This window comes from Roseburia sp. OF03-24, from assembly GCF_003463035.1.
Classification (GTDB): Bacteria; Bacillota; Clostridia; order Lachnospirales; family Lachnospiraceae; genus Roseburia; species Roseburia rectibacter.
In genome coordinates this window covers 17,645-29,410 of the sequence record NZ_QSCK01000003.1, presented here as the reverse complement: position 1 = coordinate 29,410, position 11,766 = coordinate 17,645, and the positions used below count along the sequence as shown (strand labels likewise).

General features: G+C 41.5%; 12 protein-coding genes. 1 reads left to right on the top strand and 11 read right to left on the bottom strand.

What is annotated here, in order from left to right:
* Positions 1-12: 12 nt before the first annotated feature.
* The 4 genes from DXA60_RS02105 to DXA60_RS02090 form a co-directional block, all read right to left on the bottom strand.
* Positions 13-1,032 (bottom strand): LacI family DNA-binding transcriptional regulator, encoded by a 1,020-nt coding sequence (locus DXA60_RS02105; protein ID WP_117919081.1) that lies wholly within the window; start codon positions 1,030-1,032, stop codon positions 13-15.
* Positions 1,033-1,118: 86 nt separating this feature from the next.
* The gene (locus tag DXA60_RS02100) at positions 1,119-1,985 is read right to left on the bottom strand and encodes a carbohydrate ABC transporter permease (protein ID WP_015520530.1); all 867 of its coding nucleotides are present in this window, start codon (positions 1,983-1,985) and stop codon (positions 1,119-1,121) included.
* Positions 1,985-2,827, bottom strand: a complete 843-nt coding sequence (locus DXA60_RS02095) for a carbohydrate ABC transporter permease (RefSeq protein ID WP_117919294.1) — start codon at positions 2,825-2,827, stop codon at positions 1,985-1,987. The genes DXA60_RS02100 and DXA60_RS02095 overlap by 1 nt, the downstream gene beginning before the upstream one ends.
* A gap of 286 nt (positions 2,828-3,113) precedes the next feature.
* Positions 3,114-4,559: an ABC transporter substrate-binding protein gene (locus DXA60_RS02090; RefSeq protein WP_117919079.1), complete on the bottom strand. Its 1,446-nt coding sequence runs from the start codon at positions 4,557-4,559 to the stop codon at positions 3,114-3,116.
* Between the two features lie 271 nt (positions 4,560-4,830).
* On the opposite strand from DXA60_RS02090, the gene DXA60_RS02085 reads away from it, so the two are divergent.
* A complete protein-coding gene (locus DXA60_RS02085) occupies positions 4,831-6,090 on the top strand; it encodes a chloride channel protein (RefSeq protein ID WP_117919077.1) in 1,260 nt (419 codons plus the stop codon).
* 183 nt (positions 6,091-6,273) lie between these two features.
* Here DXA60_RS02085 and DXA60_RS02080 read toward each other — a convergent pair whose 3' ends face one another.
* The 7 genes from DXA60_RS02080 to trpA form a co-directional block, all read right to left on the bottom strand.
* Positions 6,274-6,498, bottom strand: a complete 225-nt coding sequence (locus tag DXA60_RS02080; protein WP_117919075.1) for a hypothetical protein — start codon at positions 6,496-6,498, stop codon at positions 6,274-6,276.
* A gap of 34 nt (positions 6,499-6,532) precedes the next feature.
* The gene (locus DXA60_RS02075) at positions 6,533-6,955 is read right to left on the bottom strand and encodes a DUF1284 domain-containing protein (RefSeq protein WP_117919292.1); all 423 of its coding nucleotides are present in this window, start codon (positions 6,953-6,955) and stop codon (positions 6,533-6,535) included.
* A gap of 13 nt (positions 6,956-6,968) precedes the next feature.
* Positions 6,969-7,520: a biotin transporter BioY gene (locus DXA60_RS02070; RefSeq protein WP_117919073.1), complete on the bottom strand. Its 552-nt coding sequence runs from the start codon at positions 7,518-7,520 to the stop codon at positions 6,969-6,971.
* 186 nt (positions 7,521-7,706) lie between these two features.
* Positions 7,707-8,726 carry an asparaginase gene (locus DXA60_RS02065; protein ID WP_117919290.1) on the bottom strand — a complete coding sequence of 340 codons (1,020 nt, stop codon included), beginning with the start codon at positions 8,724-8,726 and terminating at the stop codon, positions 7,707-7,709.
* Positions 8,727-8,743: 17 nt separating this feature from the next.
* The gene (locus DXA60_RS02060) at positions 8,744-9,781 is read right to left on the bottom strand and encodes a threonine aldolase family protein (protein ID WP_117919071.1); all 1,038 of its coding nucleotides are present in this window, start codon (positions 9,779-9,781) and stop codon (positions 8,744-8,746) included.
* Positions 9,782-9,799: 18 nt separating this feature from the next.
* Positions 9,800-10,810 carry an anthranilate phosphoribosyltransferase gene (trpD, locus tag DXA60_RS02055; RefSeq protein ID WP_117919069.1) on the bottom strand — a complete coding sequence of 337 codons (1,011 nt, stop codon included), beginning with the start codon at positions 10,808-10,810 and terminating at the stop codon, positions 9,800-9,802.
* Between the two features lie 98 nt (positions 10,811-10,908).
* Entirely contained in the window at positions 10,909-11,703 is a 795-nt protein-coding gene (gene trpA / locus DXA60_RS02050; RefSeq protein WP_117919067.1) for a tryptophan synthase subunit alpha, read from the bottom strand.
* Positions 11,704-11,766 lie beyond the last annotated feature (63 nt).

The following is an 11,766-nucleotide window of genomic DNA, read 5'->3' as shown; positions in this document are numbered from 1 at the left end:
TATCTATATGTGTTACCTGATTTTTTGAATACTCTCTCCACTCGCCAGTTCAAACGAGACGATCTCATGGATCTGACTCCTTTTTAACTCAATCTGTCCAAACAGGATCTCAACACTTCTGGTTGCAAGCGTCTGATACTGCTGTTTGATCGTTGCAAGTTTTGGATTGTAATATTCTGCCAGTGCAGTTCCGTCAAATCCGATAACCGACACATCCTCCGGCACACGGTATTCTAAATCCCGCAATGCCCGGATCGCACCGATTGCCATGACATCTGACATAGCAAACACCGCTGTGATATCCGGGCATCGTGCAATCAGACGTTTCATCGCACGATATGCACTGTCATAGGAAAATCGTGCTTTTTCGTAACTTTTCTCTGGCACAAACACCATATCATGCTCAAGAAAGCTCTGCTGACAGCCAATAAACCGCTGATGACTGGTGTATGATTTTTCAATATCACCACCTAAAATACCGATTTTTGTATGCCCTGCATCAAATAATGCATCCACTGCACATTTTGCAGCAGCAATATCATCTGTCGCAACAGAAGAAAGATTCGGGAAGTTCATCTGATCTGCAAGGTTTGTTACAAGTACACTCGGTACATCCACCTGTGCAAATTCTTTTTTAAAGTACTCAGGGTTACCTCCTAAAAAGAGCAACCCAAGAGGCTTCCTCTCCCTGCAGAGCAGGACTGCCTGCTCCACCTCATCTGCATCTTCATCCAGATAGGAAACGATCAGCGTATAGTCTGTATTTTCGATCATCCGCTGGATTTCCTCGACGATGCTGGCAAAAAGCATATTTTGGATACCTTTTACCAGCACACCAATGGATTTGGAATTACTCTGTTTTAGATGTTTCGCGTTATTGTTTGGCACAAAATTATACGCTGCGACTACTTTTTCGATTTTCTTTTTTGCATCCGGACTGACATCATTTCTGTGATTCAGCACACGTGACACGGTACTGACGGAATATCCTGATTCCCTGGCTATGTCTTTTATCGTAACCATATTTTTCATTCCTGTCTACTATTTTTTCGTATTTTTTCGTAAAATTTGAATTTTTGTCAAATTTCAACAAAAAATATACATTTCTTAATAATATATCAGCCTTTTACCGCTCCTGCAACTACTCCTTCAATAATATATTTCTGACAGATTCCATAAAAAATGATGATCGGGATGATTGCGAGTACCAGCATCGCCATCATGGTACCCCAGTCTACCGCACCGTAACCGCCTTTTAAATACTGGATTACAATCGGGATCGTCTTATATTTTTTCAGGTCAAGTACCAGATACGGCAACAGATAATCATTCCAGATCCACATTGCCTGTAAGATTGCAACCGTGATAACCGTTGGTTTCATGATTGGGAATACGACCTGGAAGAAGGTCTGGATGGGTGTACAGCCATCGATCATGGCGGCCTCCTCGATCTCTAACGGAATGCTCTTTACAAATCCACAGAACATAAATACCGCAAGCCCTGCTCCAAATCCCAGATATACTAATATAATACCGATCGGGTTGCTCAAATGCATCATGTTTGCCAGCTTAGATAACGGGAACATTACCATCTGGAACGGCACGATCATGGAGAAAAGACATAACATGTAAAGTGCCATGGTAAATTTATTATGTACTCTGGTGATAAACCATGCACACATGGATGTGCAGAATATGATCACTGCCACGGAACCTACCGTGATAATAACCGAGTTACCGAACGCTGCAAAGAAATTCGTCTTCTCAATTCCCTTTACAAAGTTTGTCATACCGAAGAAAGAACGCTCATCCGGAAGTGCAAAAGGACTTTTCATAATAAATCCTTTTTTCTTTAACGAGTTGATCAACACCAAAAAAATCGGATACAGATAAAATACAGCTAAAATGCTGAAAAACAGTGTCAGTATCCATCCGTGTTTTGCACGCCTTACTGCACTTACCTGATTGTCTGTCTGTTTTGCCATTACTGCTGTACCTCCTTACTTCTGGTCAGACGGTTCTGCGCCAGTGCGATAACTGCCACTATGATAAAGAAGATCACCGCTTTCGCCTGTCCGACACCTTCCCATCCATTTCTTCCATAAAATGTATCAAAAATATTTAACGCAAGCATCTGTGAATTGTTTGACGGTTCTCCTGCTGTCAATGCAAGGTTCTGGTCGAACAGCTTAAAGGAGTTCGTCAGTGTCAGGAATGTACAGATCGTGATGGATGGCATAACCATCGGAATTGTTACTTTCTTTAACAGCTGCCAGCTGTTTGCACCATCCATCTTTGCTGCCTCGATCAGTTCACCCGGAATGTTCTGGATACCTGCAATATAAATGATCATCATATAACCGATCTGCTGCCAGTTCATCAAAACGATCAGTCCCCAGAAACCATATGAGGAAGAATAGGTCAATGTTTTTCCGAAGTTTGCCAGAATTCCGTTTAAAAGGATCTGCCAGATATATCCTAAAACGATACCTCCGATCAGGTTCGGCATAAAAAATACAGTTCGGAACACATTTGTTCCCTTAATTCCCTTTGTTAAAAGCATCGCTATGGTAAATGCAAATACATTGATCGTAAGCACTGATACCACCGTAAATAATGCGGTATACCACAGCGCATGTACAAATGTTGGATCGGTAAATACACGTAGGTAATTTTTCAGTCCGACAAATGACGCATCCGTTACTGTGGTAAATTCACAAAATGATAAATAGATACCCATAAGAAAAGGAACTATAAAACCTATGGTAAATGCCACTAAAGTCGGGAGCGCAAAAATTGGAAAATATTTTTTTATTGATTTCTCCATAGTCTTTAACCTCTCATAAATCCGTTCAATCTCTAAATTCAGTTCTTTCAGAAAATTTCTGTTATATATGATTTGTGCGGTATCGGCACAGATACCGCACAAATTGTTACTGTTCACACATACTGTGTGAGCAGTAACGATTACAGCCCATTTTAAATGCATCTTCGATGCATGGGGCTGTAATCTGGCATATTATAGTCTTTGGCGCACAGCTTGACAGCAAGTGTCAAGCTTGCGAGTGAACAGTAACCACAAATTTACTATTTTCTAAAAGAGGAGTTATTATTTACTGTCCGTTTGCTGCTGCATACTCAGTTGCCCAGCCGTCTACGAATGCACTTACAACTGCATCCCAGTCACCGGTACCCTGTGCATACTCAAGTAATGCAGAACCAACACCATCTTTCCATGTCTCAGAAGGAATGGTTGAGAAGTTCCATGAAACAGGAGTCTTGCCATCTGCAATATACTGGTTTGCATCCTGAATGAATACGTTGTCAGCTACATAGTCACCGGTAAATGTTAAGAATGGTGTTGTAAATCCCATTACATGCGCCATGGAGTCACGTCCTTCATCCGAATTAATTACCCAGCTTAAGAAATCAAGTGTTGCCTGAATATCTTCCTCCGAAGCCTGTTTGTTTACACACCAGTAGTTTTCGGAACCTGTGCAGAGTCCCTGATTTTCTTCACCAGGAGCACCAATGTAAATTGGCATCATGCCCATATCATCTGCTGTTACTAAATATCCATTATCCTCGTTTGTCAGATTGCCATACTCCCATGTACCATTCTGATAGAATACTGCTTCTTCCATACCGAACTCTGACTCAGCTTCATCACCTGTTTTGCTTGAAAGGACGCCCGGCTCACAGGTAGAATCTGTGATGTATAAATCCCAGATCTGTTTGTAATTATCAAGGTATGTTCCCTCGATCGCATCTGTGCTTGTGATGCCTTTGTCTTTGTATTCATAGTAAATTGGAAGATTTGCAAGATGTGTCTTAAATCTCCAGTCAGAAGATCCATCCATACCTGCGGATGTGAATGCACCCTGAAGATCGTATCCGAACTGGCTGTTGATCTCATCTTTTCTCGCCTGAATATCATCTGCCACTGCTTTTAATTTGTCAAAGCTGTTGATCTCATCCGGAGAAGAAATCACTGCGTTATCCATGGTACAGTAATCATTTAAAATCTTCTTATTGTAAATGATACCGTATGTCTCGAGCACATATGCGACACCGGAAACCTCGCCGGCATCATTCTTTAATGCAAAATCTTCACTTGAAAGCTGTTTGCAGATCTCGCTGTCAGATAAGTCATAGCAGTAATCTTTCCAGTTTGCAAGTCCTACCGGTCCATTTACCTGAAATAATGTAGGAGCTTCGCTCTTTGCCATTTCAGATTTTAATGTCTGCTCATATGTACCGTCTGCTGCGGTGATAACTGTTACCGGCACACCCGTCTGCTCTGTATAGATACCTGCTAAATCCTGCCATGCCTGATCCTGCTCCGGTTTAAAGTTCAGATAATATACAGAACCGCTTCCTGATGCACTGTCTGCAGTCTTTTCTGCATCAGATGCCTCGGTTGTCTTTGCAGCCTCTTCTGTCTTGTTTCCCGCATTTGCTGTTCCGGAAGCATCTCCCGTATTTCCGTTACCACATCCTGCAAACATAGTTGCTAACATAGCGGATGCTAACATCACTGATAAAACTTTTCTTTTCATCTTTTTTACCCTCCTGAAATTGTGTATGATATCTCGTGAAACGTTTCCGGTATTGTTTGCGGTAATGCTTCCGGTAACGTTTTCATTTGATAGTCAGATTATAGGACGCTATTCAAAAAAACGCAATACCATTTTGACATTTTCAATGTTTTATATAAATATTGCATCCTGTTTTTGTGCATATTGCACTTGTTATTGTTTTATATTGTAAAAAAGGAAGGAAAATGTTAAGATTTTGTTAAATCATTGAAAGAAAATGGAGTTTACAGCTATGAAAGAAATCATCAGACATAAGATAAAGCATAATTTAAAACGAATCGAAACTTCTATTAAATGGGTTTTATTTGCGATCATCTCCGGTGTTGTTGCCGGCGGTGCAGGAACATTATTTTATTTTGGTATGACATTAGTTACACTCATCCGCATCAAACATCCATGGCTTATTTTTCTGCTTCCATTTGGAGGTCTCGTGATCGTTGGCTGTTACCGTCTGCTGCATGACGAACATGACACAGGAACAAATCTCGTAATCTCTGCGATCCATTCTGACGATAATCTGCCGCTTAAAATGGCACCGTTAATTTTTATCTCCACACTGATCACACATCTGTTCGGTGGTTCTGCAGGCCGTGAGGGTGCTGCTCTGCAGCTTGGCGGAAGCATCGGTAACGGAATTGGTAAACTGTTTCATTTTGACGACAAGGACAAACATATTATGATCATGTGCGGCATGAGTGCCTGTTTCTCCGCATTGTTTGGCACACCTATGGCTGCTGCTATTTTCTCCATGGAAGTTGTAAGTGTCGGCATCATGTATTACGCTGCACTGGTTCCATGCGTGATCTCTTCCCTTGTTGCGCATGGGATTGCCGTTTCTTTTGGGATTTCGCAGGAACTTTTTCTCATTGATTCGATTCCTTCCTTCGGAATCGGCAACGCCGTCCGCATCTCCGTGCTGGCAATTCTCTGCGCCGGTATCAGTATCCTGTTCTGCGTGATGCTGCACCAGTCCGAAGCTCTTTATAAACATTTTTTCAAGAATCCTTATGTAAGGGTTTTCGTTGGTGGATGTATCGTGATCGTGCTGACATTGCTTGTCGGTAACCAGAATTACAACGGCACCGGTGTCAATATCATCGCACAGTGCATTGACGGCACCGTACGCCCGGAAGCGTTTTTACTGAAAATGATCTTTACAGCCGCCACACTTGGTGCCGGCTATAAAGGCGGTGAGATCGTGCCTTCCTTCTTCACTGGTGCAGCTTTTGGATGCCTGTTTGGAAACCTGCTTGGTTTTTCACCCACTCTATGCACAGCCGTCGGTATGGCCGCTGTTTTCTGCGGTGTGACCAACTGCCCGATCACCTCTCTTCTGATCAGTTTTGAGCTGTTTGGTTATGATGGAATGCCATATTTTTTACTTGCAGTTGCTTTCAGTTATATGCTTTCCGGCTATTTCGGACTGTATCACAGCCAGAAGATCATTTATTCAAAATATAAGACCAATTATATCAATAAGCGGACGGAATAACGCTATATTTAAAAGGCAGATCAATCCATTGGAAAAATTGATCTGCCTTTTTTATTGACGATATAGAATATTTTTAAAGTATATTGATCACTTGTAAGTAATATAAGCCTTATATCCAAGAGTCCATTGTTGCGGTAATCGTAACAGTTCCTTGCTTTTTTGCTTTTACGGCTCCTTTTGATGTTACGATCGCAATTTTTTATCTGAACTTTTCCATGTAACATTTTTAGATGCTTTTTGGGGAATGACACTCTTTACTTTCAGTCTTACTTTGCTTCCAACCGTAGTACTGACCGCTTTTTTACTTAATGTAATTTTGACCGGTTTCCTGATTGCAGCCTGCACTTTCTCTGTCTGCCATCCCACCATTCCGGAAACAACAAGCATAACGATCAGTGCCCATGCCATAGCCTAGCGCAAAAACAGGCAGAACCTCGTCTGCCTATTTTTTGCGTAATATTTCTTCTGCATTTTTCCGCCACATTTCATAACTACATAATCCTTCCTTATACCATCTACATTTTCCACAACTTCTCGTAAACTCTTTTGCATCCATTTTTCCGGCTGCATCCAGTAATAATTCGTAATAAGAATAGCTTTTATTTTCTTCCCATCCGAATAACTTTAACAGCTCCAGATCTTTGATCTTCACATGATTTTTTTCATCAAGACATGTATCATCCGGTGTCCGGTTCGGGCAGCGCGCACAGATCATATCAGGATCTGTCACAAGAATGAGTGCTCCATCTAAATTATCTTTCAGTTCATGCACTTTCTGTGTCATATTATCACAAAATGCCCCACTATACCCTTCCCCCTGGTAAAGAACGGTGCATAAAATATGGTGAACGCGAAACTTTTTCATAGATATGTCGCCTTTAAGCTGCTTTTGCATCCTGCAAAATATTTCCTGCGTGAAGTGCCTTACGCACAGCGATCGCAACCAGATAAGCACCAACCACGGAAATCACATCTTTTACAAGATACGGCAGTGACACAGCAACCAAAGATGCACCAAGGGTAATCTTCGCCAAAACTGCATACTGGATCGCACCAAGCAGATGACAGATGATCAGTCCTGCCAATCCAAGGACAATCTTTACTGCTGCATTTTTTCTGTTCACAGAAATACCACATAATAAAGTCAGAAAGATAAATCCAAAGATAAATCCACCTGTATAGCCAAATAACACGCCCGGTCCTGCACTCATTCCTGCAAAGATCGGAACACCAACAGTTCCCAGTACAATATAAAGCAATGTTGCTGAAATTCCAAGCTGCCATCCTAACACATACCCACATAACGCCATTGCAAATGTCTGCAGCGTGATTGGAACACCTGTCGGCATCGGAATCTGAAGAATGGAAAGAACTGCAAGAACCGCAGTAAACATTCCAACGGTAACGATTGTTTTTGTTGAAATTTTCATGTTTCTCCTCTTTTCTGCGGACAAAACATTTTCCGCTTTTGTTTCTTTACAGTCTATTCCGATTCTCTTTCATTGTCAACCTTTTCATATACATTGTTTACATTTCATTATTTGCAGGTCACTGTTCAATCGCTGTCAAGCTATACTCCAAAGACTATATTTTACCAGATCACAGCAAAAACAGCTTCAGCACTTCCTGTTTTTTCCAAAGATCACATCATAATTAATATTTTTATAAAAAATATCGTTCGGATCTACGCTGTAAAGATCAAAATTTCCAAGCATCCACATCGTTTTTGCGATCACAGATTCTAATGTCATATCATAGGACTCTAAAAAACGGCAGTACTTCTTCATATCATGACCGACCTCGTATACCGTCATATCGCTTCCCTCATGAGCCACCTGCGTCGCCATAACAACCAGTTTGTCAGGGTACTGCCTGCATAACCGGTAAAATTCATCAGCTATTGATTTTGGTATGCCGCCCACACCAAAACTTTCCACAATGATACAGTCATAATTTTCAAAAATACTCTGTAAAACTCTAGGTCTGATGCCAGGGATCAGTTTCATCAAAAAAATATTTTCATCAAGTTCTTCATAAAACCGTACTTCATCCTCATAAGGGAGCATCGGCAGATAACGCATAATATTCCCATCCTGAATGACTGCCAGTGACGGAAAATCAATACTCGAAAACGCATTATAACTTTTGGATCTGACCTTCTTTGCACGCGTTCCGGCGATAACTTTACCATCAAAAACGATCTGCACACCCTGTGATTTTTCATCTGACGCATACAAAAAACTATCAATCAGATTTGACTTTGCATCCGTGATCTCAAGATCAATCGGTTTCTGTGCTCCCGTGATCACGATCGGCTTCGTTGAATTCTGGATCATATATGATAACGCTGCTGCTGTATACGCCATCGTATCTGTGCCATGGGCAATTACAAATCCATCATAAGCATCATAATATTCCCGGATCGCATGCACGATCTTTTTCCAGTGCTTTGGCTCCATATTAGAACTGTCAAGATTTAATAACTGTATCGCGGATACCTCACAGAATTCTTTTACCTGTGGAATGTACTCTAATAATTCTTCCGGTGTGATCTGCGGTTTTAAACCATTTTCAGATTTTTTAGAAGCAATCGTACCTCCTGTTGCAAGTAATAATATCTTTTTCTTTGCCGGCATTTTATCTGTCTCCATTCCTATATGATCGCTCTTATGTCAGCAAGAAGTGCATCGATATTTTCTTCTTTCGTTGCCCAGCAGGTACAAAAACGGACTGCACTGTGTGTTTCATCCACTCTTGCCTGATATGCAAAACTGTATTTTTCTCCCAGTTTCTCTAACACATCATCCGGCAAGACCGGAAACTGCTGGTTTGTCGGGGAATCAATATAAAATGTTACCCCCATTTTTGTCAGTTCATCTTTTAATTTTTCTGCCAGATGTGCTGCATGTGCCGATATCTCAAAATAACGGTTTTCTTCAAATAAAGTCAGGAACTGGATGCCCAGCAGTCTTCCCTTTGCTAACATACCGCCACGCTGTTTGATGTTATACCGGAAATCCTTTTTTAACTCCGGATTGGTGATCACAACAGCTTCTCCGAATAATGCGCCTACTTTGGTTCCTCCAATATAGAAAACATCCGTATTCGCTGCAATGTCAGCCATCGTCAGATCATTTTCCCTGCATGCAAGACCGTAACCGAGTCTTGCACCATCCAAAAACAAATACAGGTCATTTTCCCTGCACACACGGTATAATGTCTCAAGTTCTGCCTTTTTATAAATAGTACCAAGTTCTGTAGGATTGGAAATATATACCATTTTGGGCTGCACTGTATGTTCAAAACTCTCATCTGCAAAATGCGCTTTTGTATATTTTAAAACCTGTTCTGCTGTCAGTTTGCCATCCGGCGTCTCGATTGTCAGACATTTGTGTCCGCACGCTTCAAGTGCACCTGTTTCATGTACATTGATATGTCCGGTTGTCGCCGTGATGGCTCCCTGATATGATTTTAATGCGGATGCAATGACTGTAACATTCGTCTGTGTTCCTCCCACCAGAAAATGCACATCTGCATCCGGTGCAAGGCAGACAGCTTTTATCCGTTCTGCCGCCTCTCTGCAATATTCATCCTCTCCATATCCTGCTGTCTGCTCCATGTTTGTCTCTTCGAGTTTTTTTAAAATTGCCGGATGGCAGCCTTCCGTATAATCGCTGTTAAATCGTATCATTGCTTCTCTCCTGTTTCATTATGAATTTGAAACTCTGACTAATTCCTCAAGTTTTTTCATTGCTTTTCCGGAGTCGATCGTTTCTGCAGCTAATTTTACACCAGATTCTATGGAATCTGCAACCCCTCCGATATAAAGAGTAGCTCCGGCATTCAAAAGAACGATATCTCTTTTCGCTCCTTTTTCTTCTCCACTTAAAATTGCTTTCGTAATGGCTGCATTCTGCACACCATCCCCACCGCGCAGTTCTTCTAAGGAAACCCTCTTTAATCCAAACTGTTCCGGGGTTACTTCATAAGTTTTAACATCATCGCCATTGATCTCGGATACGGTAGTCGTGCCGCTTAATGTAAATTCATCCATATTGTCATTTCCACTGATGACAAATCCGCGCTCTACACCAAGTTTACTCATTGCTTTTGCTATTTTTTCCGTCAATGCCGGACTGTATACACCAACGACCATATTTTTTGCACGCGATGGATTCGCTAACGGTCCTAAAATATTAAATACGGTACGGACTCGCATCTCTTTTCTCGCCTGACCGACATACTTCATGGATTTATTGAAAAGCTGGGCAAACATGAAACCGATGCCAACTTCATCAACACATTTCTGAACCAGTGCAGGTTCTGCCATGATATTGACTCCAAGTGCCTCAAGCACATCCCCGGCACCGGATTTCGAGGAAATCGAACGGTTTCCATGCTTTGCGACCGGAAGTCCTGCCGCTGCAACAACGAAGGCAGATGTTGTTGAAATATTAAATGTATAGGTACAGTCTCCACCTGTTCCGACCAGATCCACATAGTTTTCTGCCTTTGGTGTGATCGTCTCGGCTTTATCCCGCAATACCGATGCAAGACCGATCAGTTCCTCTAATGTTTCCCCTTTCATACGCAACGCTGTTAAAAATGCTGCGATCTGTGCCTGTGTCGCCTCTCCACTGAGCATGATCTCCATTGCTTTTTTTGCTTCTTCTTCAGTTAAATCTTTTCCATCTACAACTTTTGCTATGTATTCTTTCATGATGATCCTCCATTTCTGCCTGTTTTTCAGACATGACAAATTCGTTTTGACACTATTCTTTGTACATCCTTCATTTATGCTTCTTATTTTTTTATTCTTTAAAGCTGATTTAATTCTTTCTTAAATGTGCTGCAATATTCTGCTGCCACTTTTGTGCTGTAATCATTTTCCTCCATCAGACGGATAAAATGGCTTCCGACGATCGCACCATCGATCGTATCCTTCATCGGCTTCACATCCTCTGCCGTACGGATGCCAAATCCCATCATAACCGGGATCTTTGATGCCTCCTTAACTCTCTTAAGATAACTTAAAACCTCCTTATGAAAGTCTGCTCCCTGACCTGTCACTCCCATGGATGACACACAGTATACAAATCCTTTTGCACCGTCTAATATCTTTGGAATACGATCGCCTGAAACAGGTGAAACAAGCTGAATTAATATCGTCGTATCATCCTGTTTTAAATATTGGTTTATTTCTTCCTGCTCCTCGAAAGGAAGATCCGGGATGATCAGTCCATCTACACCAACCTCATTACATTTTTTTACAAACGCCTCTACTCCGTAATGCAGTACCGTGTTGTAATACATCATAAAAACGATTGGAAGTTCAGAGCCTTCTTTTCTTAACTCTTCTACCGTCACAAATACCTTTTTCAGATTAATACCGTTACAGATTGCTTTATAGGACGCATCCTGGATAACCGGGCCGTCTGCCACAGGATCGGAAAATGGGATTCCGAGTTCCACCACATCAAGTCCTGCCTTCTCCTGCGCTTTTAAAAGTTTCTTTGTGCCCTCCAGATCCGGAAGTCCCGCTGTGATATAGGTAATAAATGCCTTTTCTCCTTTTTCCTGTAAGGCTTTCATTTTTGCTTCAATACGATTCATATCTGCTATTTTCCTTTCTTTTCTGAAACCATGTTTCTATATTTCCGCTCTGATCCATGACAA

Excerpts from the sequence above, each read along its gene's own strand:
- DXA60_RS02105 (WP_117919081.1), bottom strand. The coding sequence starts at position 1,032 with ATGAAAAATATGGTTACGATAAAAGACATAGCCAGGGAATCAGGATAT.
- DXA60_RS02100 (WP_015520530.1), bottom strand. The coding sequence starts at position 1,985 with ATGGCAAAACAGACAGACAATCAGGTAAGTGCAGTAAGGCGTGCAAAA.
- DXA60_RS02095 (WP_117919294.1), bottom strand. The coding sequence starts at position 2,827 with ATGGAGAAATCAATAAAAAAATATTTTCCAATTTTTGCGCTCCCGACT.
- DXA60_RS02090 (WP_117919079.1), bottom strand. The coding sequence starts at position 4,559 with ATGAAAAGAAAAGTTTTATCAGTGATGTTAGCATCCGCTATGTTAGCA.
- DXA60_RS02085 (WP_117919077.1), top strand. The coding sequence starts at position 4,831 with ATGAAAGAAATCATCAGACATAAGATAAAGCATAATTTAAAACGAATC.
- DXA60_RS02080 (WP_117919075.1), bottom strand. The coding sequence starts at position 6,498 with ATGGCATGGGCACTGATCGTTATGCTTGTTGTTTCCGGAATGGTGGGA.
- DXA60_RS02075 (WP_117919292.1), bottom strand. The coding sequence starts at position 6,955 with ATGAAAAAGTTTCGCGTTCACCATATTTTATGCACCGTTCTTTACCAG.
- DXA60_RS02070 (WP_117919073.1), bottom strand. The coding sequence starts at position 7,520 with ATGAAAATTTCAACAAAAACAATCGTTACCGTTGGAATGTTTACTGCG.
- DXA60_RS02065 (WP_117919290.1), bottom strand. The coding sequence starts at position 8,726 with ATGCCGGCAAAGAAAAAGATATTATTACTTGCAACAGGAGGTACGATT.
- DXA60_RS02060 (WP_117919071.1), bottom strand. The coding sequence starts at position 9,781 with ATGATACGATTTAACAGCGATTATACGGAAGGCTGCCATCCGGCAATT.
- trpD (WP_117919069.1), bottom strand. The coding sequence starts at position 10,810 with ATGAAAGAATACATAGCAAAAGTTGTAGATGGAAAAGATTTAACTGAA.
- trpA (WP_117919067.1), bottom strand. The coding sequence starts at position 11,703 with ATGAATCGTATTGAAGCAAAAATGAAAGCCTTACAGGAAAAAGGAGAA.